This is a genomic window from Cryobacterium zhongshanensis, from assembly GCF_022760445.1.
GTDB lineage: Bacteria > Actinomycetota > Actinomycetes > Actinomycetales > Microbacteriaceae > Cryobacterium > Cryobacterium algoricola.
In genome coordinates this window covers 246,119-265,134 of the sequence record NZ_JALGAR010000001.1, presented here as the reverse complement: position 1 = coordinate 265,134, position 19,016 = coordinate 246,119, and the positions used below count along the sequence as shown (strand labels likewise).

The window sequence follows — 19,016 nt, the reverse complement described above, 5'->3', positions numbered from 1 at the left end:
GCAGTGGCGCAGGCAGCTACTTGCTGGTGACGGTGAAGCCCTGCTGGTTGCCGTAGTCCGCGGTGGCCTTCTGCCACGCGGTCAACCCGGCGTTGATGTCGGACTTGGCGGCATACGCCTGACCGACGGTGTCCTTGAAGATGCTGTTCGAGTAGACCTGGAACGGCAGGTAGCTCCAACCGGGTACGACGTCCTTCGCGGACTGCACGAGGACCTCATTGATCTTCTGGCCGCCGAAGTAGTCACTCGTGGCGTTCAGGAACTTGTCGGAGTTCAGGTCGGCGACGGTCGACGGGAATCCGCCGGCGTCGATCGAGATCTGGGTGCCGGCGCCTTCGTTCATGTACTGGAGGAATCCGGCAGCCACGAGCTTGTTCGTGCTCTGCTCGAGGATGGCGTCTCCGCCGCCGCCGTTCTCGGCGCTGGCCGTATCGCCGGCCTTGTAGGTCGGCATCGGCGCGACTCGCCAGTTACCGGAGGCCTCCTTGACGCCGGTCTCCAGGTTCCCGGGCATCCAGGCACCGATGTTGAGGGTGGCGATGGTGCCGTCGCCGAGGCCCTTGTACCATTCGTCGCTCCAGCTGGGCGTTGCGGCGAGGAGGTCGTTGCTGAGCAGCGTGTTCCAGGTGTCCGCGAACTTCTTCGAGCCCTCGTCCTGAAGGTTGATGCTGACCTTGGTGGAGTCCGTCGTGGTGAACGGCTTTCCGCCGGCCTGCCAGATCATGCTCGTGGTGAAGCCGGCGTCGCCGGTGTCGTTGGTGATGTACGCCTTCGGGTTGGCCGCGTGCAGCTTCTTGGCCGTTGCGACGTACTCGTCCCAGGTGGTGGGAACGGTGAGGCCGTACTGGTCGAAGACGGCCTTGTTGTAGAACATGGCCATGGGGCCGGAGTCCTGCGGGAGGGCGTAGATGCCGTCGCCGAGCTTGACCGAGCCCCAGGTGCTGTCGGTGTATTCGGACGCGAAGGAGTCGAATCCGTAGGCGCTGAGGTCGGCGAGCGACTTGGACAGCGCGAACTGCGGAAGCGCGTAGTACTCGATCTGGGCGATGTCCGGCGCGCCGGACCCGGCCTTGATCGCGTTCTGCAGCTTGATGTACTGGTCGTTGCCGGTTCCCGCGTTGACGACCTTGACGGTCACGTTCGGGTGTTCCTTCTCGAACGCGGTGGCGATGTCCGCCACCGCAGGGGCCCAGGCCCAGACGGTGATGGTCGACTTCTCGTTCAGGGCCGCGGTGATGTCGGCGGCGCTTGCGGTCGATGCTGCGGTCGATCCGGTTCCGGATCCGGAACACGCGGCGAGGGACATGCTGAGCGCGAGCCCGGTGGCCACGACGACCGCGGTGCGGCGCAGTGCCTTCCTGGTGCTGTGTGGTGATTTCATGAAATGCCTTTCACTTCCTTGTAAATGGATGAGGTGCCATGCGGGACAGGTGGTGCGGTCGAATGGGTCTTGGGGTCACGCCTTGACGCTGCCGGCGGCGAGGCCGGACTGCCAGTAGCGCTGGAGGAACAGGAACGCGACGACGATCGGGATGATCGTGAGCATCGAACCGGTGATCACCAGGTTGTAGATCACGTCACCTCCGACGGTCTGCGCCTGGTTGCTCCACTGCTTGAGTCCCACCGTGAGCGGGTACCAGGTCGGTTCGCTCAGCATGATCAGGGGCAGGAAGTAGTTGTTCCAGGTGGCCACGAGGGTGAACAGCAGCACGGTCACGAGACCGGGGGCGAGGAGCTTGAGCGAGATGGTGAAGAAGGTGCGGAATTCGCCTGCTCCGTCCATGCGTGCGGCCTCGAGCACCTCGGTCGGCACGGCGTCGAGCGCGTACGTCCAGATCAGGTACAAACCGAACGGGCTGATCAACGAGGGCAGGATGACCGCCCACGGCGTGTTCGTGAGACCCATCTGGCTGAACATGAGGAAGGTCGGGACCGCGAGGGCCGTGCCGGGGATCGCGACGGCACCGAGCACGACCGCGAAGACGGCCTTCTTGCCGGGGAAGTTGAATTTGGCCAGGCCGTAGCCGCCGAGGGCCGCGAGGAACGTGGCCCCTCCCGCCCCGACGACGACGTACATCAGCGTGTTGCCGAACCAACGGACGAAGACTCCGTCGTTGTAGGTGACGGTCGCGACGATGTTGTCCCAGAGCGCGTTCGGGCCGCTGAACCAGAGGCCGAACGAGTTGAGCAGCTCGGCCTGGGTCTTCGTCGAGTTCACGAAGAGCCAGAACAAGGGCAGCAGGCTGTAGAGGACCAGCGCACCCATGATGATGGTGAGCAGGATCGACTTCCTGGTGTGCAGGCCCTGGTTGGACTTGTTCGTGCGGGTGTAGCGGGACATCCGTGGGGCCTTTGCCGGGCGTGCGGACACGTTCACTCTGGCCTGGTCAGTGGTGGACATCTCAGACCTCCTTCCGCGAACCGGAGTTCTGCACGATGTAGGCGATCACGGCGGTGATGAGGCCGACGATGATCGCGATGGTGGCCGAGTAGTTGTACTGCTGACCGGCGAAGGACAGGTTGTATGCGTACATGTTCGGGGAGAAATAGGTCGAGATAGTGTTGGGCGCCAGGGACTGCAGGATGCTCGGCTCGTTGAAGAGCTGGAAGCTGCCGATGACCGAGAAGATGCCGCCGATCACGATCGCGGGACGCAGCGCAGGCATCTTGATGCTGCGGATGATGCGGAATGCGCCGGCCCCGTCGAGGGAGGCCGCCTCGTAGAGGTCCGTGGGGATCACCCGAAGGGCCGCATAGAACAGGATCATGTTGTACCCGATGAATTCCCAGGTGACGATGTTGCCGATGCTCGCGAGCACCCAGCTGCTTCCGAGCGGGTCCGGAATGGCGAGGTGGAAGAAGTCGTTGAGGTTGCCGACGAGGCCGAACTTGGTGCCGTACATGAAGCCCCACATCAGGGTGGCGACGACCGCGGGAACGGCGTACGGCAGGAAGATCGCGATGCGGAAGAAGCTGGACAGGTGCAGGCGGGCACTGTCGATCGCGAGTGCCGCGAAGAGCGCGATGCCGAGCATGATCGGAACCTGGACGACGAAGAACAGGGTCACCCGCCCCATCGACTCCCAGAACTTGGGATCCGTGAGCGCCTGGCCGTAGTTCGCGAAGCCGACGAAGGAGTTGCCTCCGACGAGCTGTTCCTTGAAGAAGCTCAGGTAGATCGAATACAGCACCGGAGCGATCAGGACGAGGGTGAAGACGACCATGAACGGGGCGATGAACTTCCAGCCGGTCCAGTCGCGCTTCTGCACGTGCGGCTTCCGGGGGCCCGAAAGCGCCCGGCCACTGGGGGTGAGTGTTGACAGCGTCGTCATTCCTGTTTCTCTGACTCGATGGTGTGGTGCTGCGGATAATGGAGTTCGAGGTTCACGATCATGTTTACGTAAACATGACGTGTAAGCACGCTAGCATGTTTACGTAAACATACGGAAGCATTTTCCGGGACCCGGGAGGGCACGTGGCAAAGATCAGCCCCGCAGACGGCGTTGGCCCCTCCGCGCCCTCGATTCCCCAGGGTCCGCCGACTGCGCAGACTCCCCCGACGCGTGGCGTGCAGCGCCTGCCCTCGATGGCGGATGTCGCGGCCCTGGCCGGCGTCTCCTCCCAGACCGTGTCCCGGGTGGTGAACGCCCGCAGCAATGTCGACTCCGATACCCGGGACCGCGTGCTCGCGGCCATGGATGAGATCGGCTACCGGCCCAACAGCGCCGCCCGCGCCCTGAAGTCCGGCCGGTTCAGCACCATCGGCGTGATCATGTTCACCCTGTCGAGCTTCGGCAACATGCGCACGCTCGATGCGGTCGCGATGGCGGCCGCGCAGGCCGGGTACTCGATCACGCTCATCCCGGTGACGCGGCCCACCCAGGGCGCGGTCACCGGCGCCGTGACCCGGCTGGCCGAGCAGGCCGTCGACGGCATCGTGATCATCATGGAAGCCCACATGCTCGACCGGATCGACGTGACCGTGCCGACCGGGCTGCCCGTCGTGATCGTCGACTCCGACGCCGGTTCCCGGTACACGGTGGTCGACACCGACCAGACCGAGGGCGCCCGTCTGGCCACCCAGCATCTGCTCGACCTCGGGCACCGCACGGTCTGGCACATCGCGGGTCCGGAGTCGTCCTTCTCGGCCGGTCGTCGCACCGCGTCGTGGCGCAACACCCTGAAGGCCGCCGGCGCTCCGGTGCCGCCCGTGCTCGAGGGGGACTGGAGCGCACAGAGCGGCTACGTGCACGGGGTGACCCTGGCCGCCGACCCGCTCGTCACGGCCATCTTCGCCTCCAACGACCAGATGGCCCTCGGCGTCATGCGCGCCATGCACGAGGCCGGCCGGGCCCTGCCCGCAGACGTGAGTGTCGTCGGCTTCGACGACATGCGCGAGTCCGGCGAATTCTGGCCCCCGCTCACGACGGTGCACCAGGACTTCGCGCAGGTGGGCCGGCTCTGCATGGAGAAGCTCCTGCGGCAGATCGACTCCCCCGGCGCATCCGTTCCGGGCACCACGATCGTGCCTACCCACCTCGTCGTCCGCGGCAGCACCGCCCCGAGGCTTCGCAACGTCGGAGATTTTCGCGACATGCCGTGAATCCGGGCAGCGGATGCGGCGAGTTACGAGAATCTCCGACCTTACGTCGGCGCGACCCGGCACGCGCCCACATACGCGCGCTGCGGAGCGCACTCGCGCCGGGCATCCGCTGGCACCCGCCTGAATTACGGACTGTCGGAGATTCTCGCGACATGCCGTGAATCCGGGGCAGCGGATACGGCGGTTCGCGAGAATCTCCGACGTTGCATCTGTGAGGCCGCGGGGCCGGCCCGCACCAGCGCCGCACGGCTCCCCCACAGGCTCGGGTGCCGCGCAGTTCTCCCCAGGCACGCCGCCGGCCTGCCTGCGGCCTCCGGCGCGCGGCATTCTCGCCCCGTGGACGAGATTCAGAATCGGAAAGCCCCTGAACGCGCGGCTTCGGGCGCAAGCGACGACACGCGCCGCACAACTGCCCCGGCTACGGCGACCACCACCCCTGCGACGTTTCTCTGCGGCTTCGGGCACGCGAGTACGACCGCCGAACTGCGCCGGTTCGGGGTGACGGCGGCGCGGGTCCGTGCCGCCAGTGCCGACGGCACGATCGAACGCGTCGCCCGCGGATCCTATGTATGCCCACACGCCGGCCGTGACCAGCGCGACGCCGCAGCAGTGCACGCTCAAGTAACCTGCCTGAGCGCCCTGGAATCGGCGCGAGTGTGGACCGGCCTGCCGCACGACGCCCTGCACCTGCAGGTACCGCCGAACGGGCGCGGGAAGCGCCCGTCCCGAACGAGCGATGGGCGGGTCATCGTGTATCACTGGGCCGCGCCGCGCTACCCGGACCGGGCGAGATCCTGGCTCGTCGGTTCGATGGAGGCGGTGTGGCAGGCGATGCGCTGCCTGGACGAGGAGCGTGCGATCGCTTGCCTCGAGTCCGCAGTGCACGAAGGGGTGCTGACGCGGGCAGAGGTGGGTGTGCTGTGTCGTGCGGCTCCGGCGCGGCTGCAGCCGGGCATCCGAGAGCTCGAGTTCACGGCGGACTCCGGGCTCGAGACGATCGTGCGCCGGCGACTCCGGCACGCCTGGTACGCGGTCGTCGCGCAGGTGCGCGTGCACGATATCGGCGACGAGGACCTGCTCGTCGAGGACTGCGTCGCGCTCGAGATCGACGGTGCGCGCTGGCACGGAGCCGAGCGGTTCCACCCGGACCGCATTCGCGACCTCAAAACCGAGGCGCTCGGGCGGCGTTCGATTCGACTCACGCACGACCAGATTCTGTTCGAGTGGGAGACGACATTCCTGGCGATCAGGCGAGTGGTCGACGACGCCCTCTCCGTGCGAGCACTCCACGTCGGGCCGCTGCTCTTCGCGAAGCATGACCCGTTGTAGCGCGAGGCCTCGCTGGCGGCTGCCGCGGGCATCCGCTGACGCCGCGGGAAGTCGCCGCGGCCTCCGCGACGTAAGGTCGGAGATTTTTTGCGACACGCCGCGCGACCGGGCAGCGGATGCCGCGTGTCCCGAAAATCTCCGACATTACGTTCGCCGATTCACGGCGAAACGGCCGCTCCCCGAAGGGAACGGCCGTTTCGTGTGACGTTGGGTGCTGCTAGATGACGGCCAGGGTCTGGCGAGCGATCTCCAGCTCCTCGTTCGTCGGGATGACGAGCACGGTGACCTTCGAGTCATCGGTCGAGATGACGCGGGCGACCCGGGAGAACGGGTCGTTCTTCGCCGGGTCGATCTCGATGCCGAGGAATTCGAGTCCGGCAAGGGCGCCGGCCCGGATGATCCCCGAATTCTCGCCGATACCGGCGGTGAAGACGATCACGTCGAGTCCGCCGAGCTGGGCGATGTAGTTGCCCACGTAGCCGCGGATGCGGTGGTAGTAAACGTCGAGGGCGGCCTGGGCGACCGCGTCTCCGGCAATTGCGGCGTCTTCGACGTCGCGCATGTCACCGTTGCCGGTCATTCCGAGCATGCCGCTCTTCTTGTTCAGCAGGACGTCGAGCTCTTCGATCGACATGCCGGCCTTGCGGTGCAGGTGGAACAGCACGGCGGGGTCGATGTCGCCGGAGCGGGTACCCATGACGAGTCCCTGCAGCGGGGTGAGGCCCATCGAGGTGTCGATCGAGACGCCGCCGTCGACCGCGCACGCCGACGCACCGTTGCCGAGGTGCAGCACGATCGTCTTGAGCTCCGCGAGCGGGCGGTCCAGGAACTCCGCAACGGCCTCGGACACGAACTTGTGCGAGCTGCCGTGTGCTCCATAACGACGGATGCCGTACTCGGCGGCCAGCGCGGTGTCGATCGCGTAGGTGTACGCCGATGCCGGCATCGTCTGGTGGAACGAGGTGTCGAAGACGGCGACGTGGGGCACGTCCGGGAACTGGGCGCGGGCCGCGTTGATGCCCTGCACGTGTGCCGGGTTGTGCAGGGGCGCGAGGTCGGAGAGCGCGCTGATCTGGGCGAGCACCTCGTCGTCGATCACGGTCGGGCCCTGGAAGATGCTGCCACCCTGCACGACCCGGTGGCCGACGGCCACGAGGTTCGCCGTGCTGAGCTGCGGGCCCGTGGCGGCGAACGCGGCGAGCATCACGGCGAAACCGGCGGTGTGGTCCGGGATCGGCAGCGTCTGCTCGACGCGATCTGAGCCGGCGGCGTTGTGACGGGCGTGCCCGCTTGCCTCGCCGATGCGCTCGACGAGACCGCTCGCGAGCTCGGTCTCCGTGGCCATGTCGATCAGCTGGTACTTGAACGACGAGGAACCGGAGTTGATGACCAGGACGGCGCTCATGCGGAGACCGTCGCAGTCGTGGCAGCAGCGGCGGCAGCGGAGTCGAGCGACGCCGCCTGGATGGCGGTGATGGCGACGGTGTTGACGATGTCCTGCACTAGTGCTCCTCGGGAAAGGTCGTTGATCGGTTTGCGCAGGCCCTGCAGAACGGGGCCGAGCGCGAGGGCGCCAGCACTGCGCTGGACGGCCTTGTAGGTGTTGTTACCCGTGTTGAGGTCCGGGAAGATGAAGACGGTGGCCCTGCCGGCCACGGCCGAAGCCGGCATCTTCACAGCGGCGACAGCAGCATCCGCTGCCGCGTCGTACTGGATCGGGCCCTCGATGAGGAGGTCGGGACGGCGCTCGCGCACGAGTGCGGTCGCGGCGCGGACCTTGTCCACGTCCGCTCCCTTGCCCGACTCGCCGGTCGAGTACGACAGCATCGCGATGCGCGGCTCGATGCCGAACTCGACGGCCGTCTCCGAAGCGGAGATGGCAATGTCGGCGAGCTGCTCGGCGGTCGGGTCGGGGTTCACGGCGCAGTCGCCGTAGACGAGGACCTTGTCCGCGAGTGCCATCAGGAACACGCTCGACACGACGGACGTGTTCGGGCGGGTCTTGATGATCTCGAAGCTCGGGCGGATGGTGTGCGCCGTGGTGTGCGTCGCACCGGAGACCATGCCGTCGGCGAGTCCCATCTGCACCATCATCGTGCCGAAGTAGGACACGTCGGTGACGACGTCCCTGGCCTGGTCGATGGTGACGCCCTTGTGGGCGCGCAGGCGGGCGTACTCCGTGGCGAACTTGGTGCGGAGCTCCTCGTCGAAGGGGCTGATCACCTGGGCCTTCCCGATGTCGATGCCGAGTCCGATCGCGCGGGAGCGGACCTCGACCTCTTCTCCGAGAATGATGATGTCGGCGACATCGCGGGCCAGCAGGGTCGCGGCGGCGCGCAGCACGCGGTCGTCCTCCCCCTCGGGCATGACGATGCGCTTGCGGTTCTTCCTCGCACGTTCGAGCAGCGTGTACTCGAACATGAGCGGCGTCACGACGTCGGCGCGGCTGACCTTGAGGCGGTCGAGCAGAACGGATGCCTCGACGTGGCTCTCGAAGAGGGCGAGCGCGGTGTCGAGCTTGCGCTGCGAATCCGCGGCCATCCGGCCGGGGGTATGCGTGATGCGCACCGCGGCCTCGTAGGACGCGAGTTCGGTGCGGATGATCGGCACCGTAGAGGCGAGCCCCTCGACGAGCTGTTCGATCTCGGTCGGGAGGTCGAAACCGCCGACAAGGATGATGCCCGCGATCGAGGGGAACGTCGCAGAGGAGTTCGCCATCAGCACGGCGAGGAGCACGTCGGGCCGGTCGCTCGGGATGAGCACGACGGCGCCGTCGAAGAGGCGCGGCAGCACGTTGACCATCGACATCGCCGCGACGACGACTCCGAGGGCCTCACGGGACAGGAGTGCGGGGTCCCCCTTGACGAGGGTTCCCTTCACGGCCTTGAGGATGCTCTTCATGCTCGGTGCGACGATGTACGGGTCCTCGGGAAGCGCCCAGACCGGCACGTTCGCGAGTTCGCTCCCTGGCGCGTCGACGACGTCGCGGACGGCGCCGATCACGTCGTCCAGACGCGTCGGGTCGGCCCGGTTGACGATGACGCCGAGCAGCGAGACGTGCTCGTTGCGCAGTTCGGCGATCGTGACATCCGTCAGCTGGCGGATGTCGTCCGGCGTGCGCGGGTCGCTCTGGCCGAGCCGGTCATCCTGGTTGAGCGTCTCGCCCTGCCCGGAGCCCACGCGTCCGCCGAGAACCAGCAGCACCGGGACGCCGAGGTTGGCGGCGATGCGGAGGTTGAAGGCGAGCTCGGTGGGGCTGCCGACGTCGGTGTAATCGCTTCCGATGACGACGACCGCGTCACACTGGGCCTCGACGGCCTTATAACGCTGCACGATGCGGCCGAGTGCCGCATCGGGGTCGAGGTGGACCTCGTCATAATGTACGCCGACGCATTCGTCGTACGTGAGCGGGGTGCTCGTTGCGGCGGTCGCACTCGCGGCCTTGCCTGCGGAGAGGTGCTCGAGCAGGAGCTCGAGCACGTAGTCGGGATGGTTGGACGATCGGGCGACGGGACGGAAAACGCCGACCCGTTCGACCGAACGCAGCAGGGTGTCCAAAACACCCAGTGCGATCGTAGATTTGCCTGTATAACCCTCGGCGGAGGTGATGTAGATACTGTCAGCCACGATTAGACGTTATCCCCACCCGTTGAAAGTCCCACATCGACCGGGGTGGCGCCGATGCCGTTCGCATCCCAGACCCACTCGGTGACCTCGGGGATGTCCTCACCGAATGCGCGCGTGTAATCGCGGGCACGGAGGCGGGCATCCTGCATTTCCTGGCGGAGAACGCCGGCGCGGGCCCCGAGTCCGGGAACGCGGTCGATGACGTCCATGACCAGGTGGTACCGGTCGAGGTCGTTGAGCATGACCATGTCGAACGGGGTCGTCGTCGTGCCGTTCTCCTTATACCCGCGGGCGTGCAGGTTGCCGTGTCCGTGGCGCTTGTAGGTCAGGCGGTGGATCAGCCACGGGTAGCCGTGGTATGCGAACACGATGGGCTTGTCCGCGGTGAAGTAGGCGTCGAACTCGGCGTCGCTGAGTCCGTGCGGGTGGTCCGCCTCGGACTGCAGGCGCATCAGGTCGACGACGTTGACGACGCGGACCTTGAGGTCGGGCATCGCTTCGCGCAGGATCGCGGCGGCGGCGAGGATCTCGAGGGTCGGGACCTCTCCGGCTGCGGCGAGGACGACATCCGGTTCGGTGCCGGCGATTTCCGTGCCTGCCCAGTCGAAGATGCCGAGGCCGCGGTCGCAGTGCGCGACGGCCTGGTCCATGGTGAGCCAGTTCGGAGCCGGCTGCTTGCCCGCGACGACGACGTTCACGTAGTCGACGCTGCGCAGGCAGTGGTCGTAGATCGAGAGCAGCGTGTTCGCGTCGAAGGGCAGGTAGACGCGCACGACATCCGCGCTCTTGTTCACGACGTGGTCGATGAAGCCCGGGTCCTGGTGGGAGAAGCCGTTGTGGTCCTGGCGCCAGACGTGCGAGGAGAGCAGGTAGTTGAGGCTCGAGATGGAGCGGCGCCACGGGATCTCGCGGGTGACCTTGAGCCACTTCGCGTGCTGGTTGAACATCGAGTCGACGATGTGGATGAAGGCCTCGTAGCAGTTGAACAGGCCGTGGCGGCCGGTGAGCAGGTAGCCCTCGAGCCAGCCCTGGCACTGGTGCTCGCTGAGCATCTCCATGATGCGGCCTGCGCGTTCGAGGTTGGTGTCGCCCTCGTGGTACTCGGCGTCCCAGGTCTTTCCCGTCGCCGCGAACACGGCGGGGGCGAGACGGTTGGATGCTGTTTCATCCGGCCCGAAGATCCGGAAGTTGTCGGGGTTGTCCCGGATGACATCCGCGAGCCAGGTGCCGAGGACCTTCGTGGCCTCGTCCGTCGTGGCGCCCGGGGAGGGAACGTCGACGGCGTAGTCGTGGAAGTCGGGGAGGCGCAGCTCCTTGCGGAGCAGTCCGCCGTTGGAGACGGGGTTCGCGCTCATCCGCAGGTTTCCCTCCGGGGCGAGCGCTGCGATCTTCGCGACCGGGGCACCGGACTCGTCGAACAGTTCTTCGGGGTGGTACGAGGCGAGCCAGCCCTCGAGGAGACGGGTGTGCGCCTCGGTGTCGCGGGCGTTGCTGAGCGGCACCTGGTGCGAACGCCAGGAGTCGACGACCTTGAGGCCGTCGATCATGGTCGGGCAGGTCCAGCCCTTGGGGGTGCGCAGGATGATCATGGGCCAGCGCGGACGCTCGGTGTCGCCGGCGAGGGCGCGGGCCTTGATGTCGGCGATCTCGTTGAGGACCTCGTCGAGGGTCTCGGCCATGCGCTGGTGCACGAGGAGCGGGTCTTCCTCGTTGAAGCCGCCGGAGACGATGTACGGCTTGTGGCCGTACCCGCGCATCAGGTCGAGGAGCTCCTCCTCGGGGATGCGGGCGAGGATGGTCGGGTTGGCGATCTTGTACCCGTTGAGGTGCAGGATCGGCAGCACGACGCCGTCGACGAGCGGGTCGACGAACTTGTTGGAGTGCCAGCTGGTGGCGAGCGGGCCGGTCTCGGCCTCGCCGTCTCCGACGACGGCGGCGACGAGCAGGTCGGGGTTGTCGAACGCGGCGCCGTAGGCGTGGCTGAGCGCGTAGCCGAGCTCGCCGCCCTCGTGGATGGAACCGGGGGTCTCCGGTGACGCGTGGCTCGGGATTCCGCCCGGGAAGGAGAACTGGCGGAACAGGGCCTTGACCCCGCGTTCGCTCTGCTCGACTCCGGAGTAGATCTCGGTGTATGTGCCGTCGAGGTAGGCGTTGGCGACCATGCCGGGCCCACCGTGGCCGGGGCCGGTGACATAAAGGGTGCTGATCTTGCGTTCCTGGATCGCGCGGTTCAGGTGGGCATAAATGAAGTTCAGTCCGGGGGTCGTTCCCCAGTGACCGAGCAGGCGGGGCTTAATGTGGTCGCGGGTCAGCGGCTCCCGCAATAACGGGTTGTCGAGCAGGTAGATCTGCCCCACGGAAAGATAATTCGCGGCTCGCCACCAGGCGTCTACGCTCGCGAGCGCTTCATCGCTCAGCGGACGTGGCTGCTGGGTGGGCCACAAGAAGGTTTTATCGGACGTGTTGACCATGGGTGCCTCCGGCACTGTCGGGGCGCGATCCGCGCATAGCCCAGTCTATGAGTAGATATGGAATCGTTATCACGGAATTTTGCACAGTATGCGACGCGCGCGCAGGCAGTACTGCGCGGAGTGCCCGCGCCAAGGCAGACGAGGACGTCAGAGTGCCCTGAGGAGTGGGGGATTCGAGGCCGCGCGGGCATGAAAAAACTCCCCGCGCACCCACCAGAGCCCAGTTACCCTTGCTACGTTTCCGTCCTGGGGGAGTTGGCCGAGATAGCGCCACGCGAGGAGCCACTCTCAGTTTACGCGCAAAGCCGCACCGAGCCAAAAGCAGGTCCCCGCAGACCGCGTTCTCAAGTGCCTCCAGAAACAGGTAAGATTCTTCGAGGTTGTTACCTTCGGGAAATGACCGGCCAGGAGAATTCGCCTAGTGGCCTATGGCGCACGCTTGGAAAGCGTGTTGGGTGAGAGCCCTCGGGGGTTCGAATCCCCCATTCTCCGCCAATAAAGATTCGTCAATCGGCGAACGGATGCCGCGGCGCACGCGGCGCCGGCGGCGGCGGTACCTCTTTCGCGGCCACGATCTCGGCGAGCACGATCGTGACGAGACCGCGTTTCGTCTCGACCACGCAGTCGACCGGACCGCACGCGCGGAGGTAGCCGACGGCATCCGTCACCCCGCCCTCGATCGTGCGGCGCACGACGACGCGGGTCCCGATCGCCGCCTCGGTCACAAAACGGGCGGCGGCCGCTGCTGCACTACTCATAGGGCGAGCCTACGCGGCGCCGACCAGGGCCCCGCGTCAGCGCAGCCGGCTGAACGCCTCGACCCGCTCGGTCTCGCCGGCCACGAGGATCACGTCGTCCGCCTCGAGGACGGTCTCGAGGGTCGTGTAGTTCCAGCCGGCGCCGTCACGGAGGAACGCGGTCACGGTCACCCCGTGCACGGGCCGCACCCGGGTCTTCGCGAGCGGGATGCCGACGGTCTCCTGCGGCGGCGCCATCTTGACCATCGCGAAGTTCTCGCCGATTTCGAGGTAGTCCTGCATCACCCCGCGCACAAGGTGCGCGACGCGTTTGCCCATGTCCTTCTCCGGATAGATCACGTGGCTCACGCCGAGCTGATCGAGGATCGCGCCGTGCGGTTCGCTCACCGCCTTCGCCCAGATGTTTCCGATGCCGAGCTTGATCAGCAGCGACGCCGTGAGGATGTTCGCCTGGATGTCGCCGCCGATCGCGACGACCGCGCTGCTGAAGTCGGCGACGCCGAGCTGACGGAGGGTCTCCTCCTTCGTCGAGTCTGCGCGCACGACGTGGGTGAGCAGGCCGTTGTGCGCCTGCACGATGTCCGCGTCGCCGTCGATCCCGAGCACCTCGGTGCCGCTCTTCATAAGCTCGAGGGCGAGCGAACTACCGAACCGGCCCAGGCCGATCACGACGACGGCGTCCTCCCGGGTCATGCGGGAGGACGAGCGACGCCCGAATAGGGAGAATTTAGCCAATGATCGGCCTTTCTATCGGTAATTCAAAGGTCGCGGGGCGCTGCCGGAGCGCGAGGGCCGAGGCGAACGTAATGGGGCCGAGCCGGCCGATGAACATCAGGAGCATCAGCAGGACCTGGCCGCCGACCGGCAGGCTCGCCGTGATCCCGGTCGACAGGCCGACCGTCGCGAAGGCGGAGATGACCTCGAAGAGCAGCACATCGAGGCTGAAATCGGTCAGCAGCATCAGAACGACCGTGGATGCGGCGATCAGGGCGACGGCGATCAGCACGATTGTGATGGCCTGGCGCTGCACCGCCCTGGCGAGTTGCTTGCCGAAGACGTTGACTGCCCCTTCTCCCCGGATCTCGGCGAGGAGAACGAAGAAGAGCACGGCGAAGGTCGTCACCTTGATGCCGCCCGCGGTGCCCGCAGGTCCCCCGCCGATCAGCATCAGCACGTCGGTGCCGAGCAGGCTCGCCGAGTCCATCTGGCCCCAGTCGATGGTGTTGAACCCGCCCGACCGGGCCTGCGCGGATTGGAAGAAGCCGGCAAGCACCTTGTCGGGACCCGCGAACTGGCCGAGTGTCGCGGGGTTCGACCACTCGACGGCGGTGAGGTACACGGTGCCGACCACGAGCAGAACAACGGTGGCGGCCAGCACGATCCGGGTGTTCATCACCCACTTGCGCGGCAGGCGCGGGAACCGCCGCAGCTGGACGAGCACCGGGAAGCCGAGGCTGCCGAGGATGACCGCCGCCGCGATCGGCAGCGAGATCCATGGATCGGTGGCATAGGACATCAGGCTGTCGCTGAACAGGGCGAATCCCGCGTTGTTGAAGGCGGAGACCGCATGGAAGAGCCCGAGCCACACGGCGCGTCCCAGGGGCTCTCCGTACCCGAACACGAACCTCGCGCTCAACAGGGCGCCGACGCAGACCTCGATGACCACGGATGTCGTCACGATGCCGAGCAGGAGACCCCGCACGTTCTCGAGTCCGACACTTCCGCTCTCGGCAGCCGCGGTGATCCGGGAGCGGAGACTCATCTTGCGCAGCACCGAGAGTCCGACCACGGACGCGAACGTCATGATGCCGAGCCCACCGACCTGGATCAGCAGGACGATGACGACCTGGCCGAAGGGCGTCCAGTGCGTGGCCGTATCGACCACGACGAGCCCGGTAACGCAGACGGCGCTCGTTGCCGTGAACAGGGCCTCGAGCAGGGTGGACCCACCGGGACCGACCCTGGCGACCGGCAGCATCAGCAGCACCGTTCCGATCGCAATCGTCAGGGCGAAGGCCGCGACGCCCACCTGGGCAGGGTGCGCCCGGAATCTCGATGGCTGCGCGCTGCGCCGCGCGCGGGGAGAGTCTGGCACGAGCCCACTCTACGGATACCAATCCACTTCGACGAGGGCTCCGGACTACCTGGATGAAGTTGGGAGGGTTTCCGGGAGGTGCGACGCGGTGTCCCCGTTAAGGTGGCTACCGGGTACGTCCCCCATTGGCGATAATCTGGATACACCGGCTAGGGGGACGCTTAAGGTGAAAGTCACTGGGGGACCGCTCGTTCGGGCGCACGCGTTGAGACCGCACGGCCGGTTGCTCCGGCAGTCCGGCCTGTCCGTGCTGGCCCTCGTCGCTCCGGTGTCCGCCGTTCTCTACTGGCTCACGATCCCGACCGATTCCTGGCGGCCGGTCTTGATCGGCCAGATCATCCTCTTCGCCATCTGCCTGCTCGCCGCGATCGCCTATTTCCGCACCGTGATCTGGGTCGACAGGGACGGGGTCACCGAACGCGGCTTCCTGGGCAGGGTCACGAGCTACGACAAGTCCGAGATCGGAACCATCGTCCTCCTCGACCTCTACGAAAGCGGCGCGCTCGACACGCATCCGCAGCTGTTCGTCACCGGACTCGACGGCCGGCTGCTGCTGCGGATGCGCGGCCAGTTCTATTCGCGCGGGGCGATGGAGACGATCGTCGAGCAGCTCGACGCGCCGATCGTGCGGGTCGCCGAGCCGATGACGCTGCAGGACCTGAACCGGTCCCGCCCCGAGCTGCTCTACTGGTTCGAGCGCCGCTTCACCTCCCACACCGACTGAGCGGATGCCGGGGCGCACGACCTCGGGACGCTGCGGCTCCTCGCGCGCGAACGCCGCACCACCCACCGCCGCGCCCGTTTGCGCACACCGCACCCGAAACGGCAGACGCGGGCTGCCGAAACCGGCGCGGCCGCCAGCACAACCCGGCGCGGCCTGCCGAAACCGGCGCGAGCGCGAGCGGCCCGCCGAAACCGGCGCGAGCATCCCCGCGAACACCGCACCACCCACCGCCGCGCCCGTTTGCGCACACCGCACCCGAAACGGCAGGCGCGGGCTGCCGAAACCGGCGCGGGCGCGGGCGCGAGACGGCGCGGGCGAGCGAATGCCGGGGCGCGGCTCAGCGCCGGCGCCGGGTTCCGAAGATGCCGGCCACGACGCCGGTCAGGATGGACTTCGTCACCGACGACCCGAGCACCTCCTCGAGCACGCTCTTCTGCGGTTTCGCGCTCGTGCGGGTGCGCGCAGGCCCCGCGGTCTGCCGCATCAGCCGGTCGTACTCGGCCTGCGCCTTCCGTTCGGCCTGCTCGGCGGCCCGCCTGTCCTTCGCCTGCTGGGCGACGGCGGCCTTCTCGGCCTTCTCGCGCTCCGCGGCTTCCTCCGCCGCGTCGAGCGCCGCCTGCTCACTCGCCTGCTGCTCGGCCGCTGCCCGGTTCGCCGCCTCGAGCTTGGTCGCGAGGATCTCCCGCGCCGATTCCCGGTCGATCGTGGCCCCGTACGTCGCCAGGAGCGGCGACGCCGCGACGGCCGACTCGATCGCGGCATCCGGTGTCGGCGACATCGACCCTTGCGGTGCGCGCAGCCTCGTCCAGGCGACGGGGCTCGGGGCGCCCTTCTCGTTCATCACGGTCACGATCGCCTCTCCGGTTCCGAGCCCGGTGAGCACCTCCTCGAGGTCATAACCGGAGTTCGGGTACGTCGAGACGGTCGCTCGCAACGACTTGGCGTCATCCGGGGTGAAGGCCCGCAGCTGATGCTGCACGCGTGAGCCGAGCTGGGCGAGCACGTCGCCGGGCACGTCCTTGGGCGTCTGCGTGACGAAGAAGATGCCGACACCCTTCGAGCGGATGAGCCGCACGGTCTGGGTGATCGAGGCCAGGAAATCCTGGGAGGCGTTCGCGAAGAGCAGGTGCGCCTCGTCGAAGAAGAACACGAGCTTGGGCTTGTCGAGATCGCCGACTTCGGGCAGGTCGTTGTAGAGGTCGGCGAGGAGCCACATCAGGAAGGTGGAGAACAGCGCGGGCTGGTCCTGCACCCCGGGCACCTCGAGCAGGCTGATCACGCCGCGGCCGTCGGGTGCGGTGCGGAGGAATTCGCGGGTGTCGATCTCGGGCTCGCCGAAGAACACGTCGGCGCCCTGGTCGGCGAAGGTGATCAGTTCGCGGAGGATCACGCCGACGGTCGCCGGGGACAGGCCGCCGAGACCGGCGAGTTCGGCTTTGCCCGCCGGGCTGGTCAGGAAGCTCAGCACCGCGCGCAGGTCGGTGAGGTCGAGCAGCGGAAGGCCGGCCTGGTCGGCGTAGTGGAAGACGAGGCCGAGGCTGGATTCCTGGGTGTCGTTGAGGCCGAGGACCTTGCTCAGGAGCAGCGGACCGAAGCCGGCGACGGTCGCGCGCACCGGCACACCGCGGCCGGTGCCGCCGAGGGAGAAGTACTCGGTCGGGGCGGCCTGGCCGGTCCAGTCCTGCCCGATGCCGCGGGTGCGGGCGAGCAGCTTGTCGTTCGGCACGCCGGCGGTCGCGACGCCGGACAGGTCGCCCTTGATATCGGCGGCGAACACGGACACGCCGTGCGCGGAGAGCTGCTCGGCGAGCACCTGCAGGGTGCGGGTCTTCCCGGTGCCGGTCGCGCCGGCGACGAGGCCGTGCCGGTTGGTCATCGCGAGCGGGATCCGGATCGGCACGTCGGCGAGCGCGTCGCCGTTGACGAGGGCGCCCATCTCGAGGGCCGGGCCGCTGAAGGCGTACCCGGCCCGAATCACGTCGACCTCTGCCGCGGTGAGCGGTGCCGCTGCTGTCGCCGCTGCGGCTGCTGCGGATGCGGCGTGAGGCGCTGCCGGCACCTCGGATGCCGACCGTTCGGCCGGTACCGCGGGTGCGCCCGCGGGTGCGGCCGCAGGTACGGCTGCCGCGGATGCGGGTGGCGGTGCCGCAGGGTCGGACTCCCTACGCGCGGCCGCTGTGGCGGCATCCGCCTGAGCCTGGACGGCCGCAGCCTGCACCCGCGCGAGGGCGGCTTCGGCATCGGCCTGCGCCTGGCGTGCCGCGGCGACGGCTGCCTCGGCCGCGGCCTGAAGCTCGGACAACTGATCGGCAGCATCGCTCGAATTCATGGCGCGATCCTAGCCCCGCCGCGCGATCCGCGCGCCCAAATCCTGTCCGCGAGAGCGCACTTTTGGCCCTTAAGCCGCGGATTTAAGGGCCAAAAGTGCACTCTCGCGGGACACACGCGCACACCAAGTGGCGGGGGAGGCGGTCAGGCGGGGTCTGCGGGGCGGGAGGTGAAGACCCAGGAGTCGCCGGCGAGTTCGGGCCGGAGGCCGCGGGAGAATGCCGCGGCGAATGCGACCCGCGAGTCGGCGCGCTGCCGGGCCGCGGCATCCGGGTGCTCGGTGCGGAGGCGCTCGAAGTCAGGGTTGAGCCCCAGGGGCTCGGGGGCGGGCAGCCCATCGCGGGTCGGTTCGGCGGCGCCCCACTGCGGGCGGTCCGAACCGGCGAGCGCCGCCAGCGTCCGGGGCGAGTCGAGGCGCCAGCGCACCTCGAACCGGTCGCTGCGGTCGCTGCCGCTGATCGCGTCGTCGAGCCGCCCGTAGAAGTCCGGGTGGAAGTCGGTCACTTCCACGCCGAGTTTCACGAGGTTGAAGTGCGCGTTGCGGCGGATCAGCGGGTCGAAGGTCCAGCGCATCTCGTCGACGCCGTGCTCGAGGCAGACCGCGCGCTGGAAGAGCTTGAGCGCATAGCCGACCCCACCGCCGCGCAGGCCCGGTGCGACGGCCGTCATGTGCGAGTGCAGGTGGATGCCGCCGGCCCAGCCGAGGAAGCCGAGTGCGGCCCCGACGAACGCGGGTTCCGCTCCCGCCACCGCAGCACCGGCGGCACCGTCGCTCGGAGCGGCGGCAGCGGCAGTATCGGCGTCGCTCGTCGCGACGAGCACCGTGTTGCCGGCGTGGTCGAGGGCGCGCAGGAGGGAGGCATCCGGGCTGCGGCCGGCACCCCAGGTGCGCTCGAAGAGCGCGACGACGGCGGGGAGGTCTTCGGGGCGGGCCGCGCGCACACTGACCACGGCCGCGTCCGCAGCGGCGAGCGCGACCCGGTACGCGGCCACGAGGGTCTCGGCCGCACTATCAACGCCGTGTGACGGGGGCAGAACGTTCATGCCTCGAGTAGACCACATTCGTGGCCGGCTCGACCCA

Annotated in this window: 14 protein-coding genes, 1 tRNA gene and 1 other RNA gene; 4 read left to right on the top strand and 12 right to left on the bottom strand. The window is 67.8% G+C overall.

Annotated features, from left to right (window positions below):
• Positions 1-16: 16 nt before the first annotated feature.
• The 3 genes from MQH31_RS01200 to MQH31_RS01190 all read right to left on the bottom strand — a co-directional run bounded on the left by MQH31_RS01200 (position 17) and on the right by MQH31_RS01190 (position 3,332).
• Positions 17-1,381, bottom strand: a complete 1,365-nt coding sequence (locus tag MQH31_RS01200) for an ABC transporter substrate-binding protein (RefSeq protein WP_243010628.1) — start codon at positions 1,379-1,381, stop codon at positions 17-19.
• A 75-nt stretch (positions 1,382-1,456) separates the two neighbouring features.
• Positions 1,457-2,341, bottom strand: a complete 885-nt coding sequence (locus MQH31_RS01195; protein WP_241976276.1) for a carbohydrate ABC transporter permease — start codon at positions 2,339-2,341, stop codon at positions 1,457-1,459.
• A 61-nt stretch (positions 2,342-2,402) separates the two neighbouring features.
• On the bottom strand, positions 2,403-3,332 hold the full coding sequence (locus tag MQH31_RS01190) for a carbohydrate ABC transporter permease (protein WP_134534244.1): 930 nt from the start codon (positions 3,330-3,332) through the stop codon (positions 2,403-2,405).
• Positions 3,333-3,586: 254 nt separating this feature from the next.
• Here MQH31_RS01190 and MQH31_RS01185 point away from each other — a divergent pair, with 254 nt between their 5' ends.
• Positions 3,587-4,603: a LacI family DNA-binding transcriptional regulator gene (locus MQH31_RS01185; RefSeq protein ID WP_243011646.1), complete on the top strand. Its 1,017-nt coding sequence runs from the start codon at positions 3,587-3,589 to the stop codon at positions 4,601-4,603.
• Between the two features lie 336 nt (positions 4,604-4,939).
• Positions 4,940-5,932, top strand: a complete 993-nt coding sequence (locus MQH31_RS01180; RefSeq protein ID WP_243010627.1) for a type IV toxin-antitoxin system AbiEi family antitoxin domain-containing protein — start codon at positions 4,940-4,942, stop codon at positions 5,930-5,932.
• 217 nt (positions 5,933-6,149) lie between these two features.
• Here MQH31_RS01180 and MQH31_RS01175 read toward each other — a convergent pair whose 3' ends face one another.
• From MQH31_RS01175 to ffs, 4 genes are all read right to left on the bottom strand, one after another.
• The gene (locus tag MQH31_RS01175) at positions 6,150-7,337 is read right to left on the bottom strand and encodes an acetate/propionate family kinase (protein ID WP_134534248.1); all 1,188 of its coding nucleotides are present in this window, start codon (positions 7,335-7,337) and stop codon (positions 6,150-6,152) included.
• Positions 7,334-9,559, bottom strand: coding sequence for a phosphate acetyltransferase (gene pta, locus MQH31_RS01170; protein ID WP_134534250.1), 2,226 nt, complete (start codon positions 9,557-9,559; stop codon positions 7,334-7,336). The genes MQH31_RS01175 and pta overlap by 4 nt, the downstream gene beginning before the upstream one ends.
• Before the next feature lie 2 nt (positions 9,560-9,561).
• Positions 9,562-12,030 (bottom strand): phosphoketolase family protein, encoded by a 2,469-nt coding sequence (locus MQH31_RS01165; protein WP_134534252.1) that lies wholly within the window; start codon positions 12,028-12,030, stop codon positions 9,562-9,564.
• A gap of 190 nt (positions 12,031-12,220) precedes the next feature.
• Positions 12,221-12,317, bottom strand: an RNA gene (ffs, locus tag MQH31_RS01160) — signal recognition particle sRNA small type.
• Between the two features lie 120 nt (positions 12,318-12,437).
• Between ffs and MQH31_RS01155 the strand changes: the two genes are divergently transcribed.
• Positions 12,438-12,525, top strand: a tRNA-Ser gene (locus MQH31_RS01155).
• An 11-nt stretch (positions 12,526-12,536) separates the two neighbouring features.
• On the opposite strand, the gene MQH31_RS01150 is transcribed toward MQH31_RS01155, so the two are convergent.
• Genes MQH31_RS01150 through MQH31_RS01140 form a run of 3 tightly spaced genes read right to left on the bottom strand, consistent with a single transcriptional unit; the run spans position 12,537 to position 14,883 of the window.
• Positions 12,537-12,788 (bottom strand): putative acetyltransferase, encoded by a 252-nt coding sequence (locus MQH31_RS01150; RefSeq protein ID WP_134534254.1) that lies wholly within the window; start codon positions 12,786-12,788, stop codon positions 12,537-12,539.
• 36 nt (positions 12,789-12,824) lie between these two features.
• Positions 12,825-13,481: a potassium channel family protein gene (locus MQH31_RS01145; protein ID WP_243010626.1), complete on the bottom strand. Its 657-nt coding sequence runs from the start codon at positions 13,479-13,481 to the stop codon at positions 12,825-12,827.
• 34 nt (positions 13,482-13,515) lie between these two features.
• Positions 13,516-14,883 carry a TrkH family potassium uptake protein gene (locus MQH31_RS01140; RefSeq protein ID WP_243010625.1) on the bottom strand — a complete coding sequence of 456 codons (1,368 nt, stop codon included), beginning with the start codon at positions 14,881-14,883 and terminating at the stop codon, positions 13,516-13,518.
• Between the two features lie 166 nt (positions 14,884-15,049).
• Here MQH31_RS01140 and MQH31_RS01135 point away from each other — a divergent pair, with 166 nt between their 5' ends.
• Positions 15,050-15,607, top strand: a complete 558-nt coding sequence (locus MQH31_RS01135) for a hypothetical protein (RefSeq protein WP_243010624.1) — start codon at positions 15,050-15,052, stop codon at positions 15,605-15,607.
• A 337-nt stretch (positions 15,608-15,944) separates the two neighbouring features.
• Here MQH31_RS01135 and MQH31_RS01130 read toward each other — a convergent pair whose 3' ends face one another.
• Together MQH31_RS01130 and MQH31_RS01125 are read right to left on the bottom strand one after the other, a co-directional pair.
• Positions 15,945-17,936 carry a helicase HerA-like domain-containing protein gene (locus tag MQH31_RS01130; protein ID WP_243010623.1) on the bottom strand — a complete coding sequence of 664 codons (1,992 nt, stop codon included), beginning with the start codon at positions 17,934-17,936 and terminating at the stop codon, positions 15,945-15,947.
• Positions 17,937-18,079: 143 nt separating this feature from the next.
• Positions 18,080-18,979: a hypothetical protein gene (locus tag MQH31_RS01125; RefSeq protein ID WP_243010622.1), complete on the bottom strand. Its 900-nt coding sequence runs from the start codon at positions 18,977-18,979 to the stop codon at positions 18,080-18,082.
• Positions 18,980-19,016: the final 37 nt, after the last annotated feature.

Bases quoted from the DNA above. Each gene is read 5' to 3' on its own strand.
- MQH31_RS01200 (WP_243010628.1), bottom strand. From the start codon at position 1,381: ATGAAATCACCACACAGCACCAGGAAGGCACTGCGCCGCACCGCGGTC.
- MQH31_RS01195 (WP_241976276.1), bottom strand. From the start codon at position 2,341: ATGTCCCGCTACACCCGCACGAACAAGTCCAACCAGGGCCTGCACACC.
- MQH31_RS01190 (WP_134534244.1), bottom strand. From the start codon at position 3,332: ATGACGACGCTGTCAACACTCACCCCCAGTGGCCGGGCGCTTTCGGGC.
- MQH31_RS01185 (WP_243011646.1), top strand. From the start codon at position 3,587: ATGGCGGATGTCGCGGCCCTGGCCGGCGTCTCCTCCCAGACCGTGTCC.
- MQH31_RS01175 (WP_134534248.1), bottom strand. From the start codon at position 7,337: ATGAGCGCCGTCCTGGTCATCAACTCCGGTTCCTCGTCGTTCAAGTAC.
- MQH31_RS01165 (WP_134534252.1), bottom strand. From the start codon at position 12,030: ATGGTCAACACGTCCGATAAAACCTTCTTGTGGCCCACCCAGCAGCCA.
- MQH31_RS01150 (WP_134534254.1), bottom strand. From the start codon at position 12,788: ATGAGTAGTGCAGCAGCGGCCGCCGCCCGTTTTGTGACCGAGGCGGCG.
- MQH31_RS01145 (WP_243010626.1), bottom strand. From the start codon at position 13,481: ATGACCCGGGAGGACGCCGTCGTCGTGATCGGCCTGGGCCGGTTCGGT.
- MQH31_RS01130 (WP_243010623.1), bottom strand. From the start codon at position 17,936: ATGAATTCGAGCGATGCTGCCGATCAGTTGTCCGAGCTTCAGGCCGCG.
- MQH31_RS01125 (WP_243010622.1), bottom strand. From the start codon at position 18,979: ATGAACGTTCTGCCCCCGTCACACGGCGTTGATAGTGCGGCCGAGACC.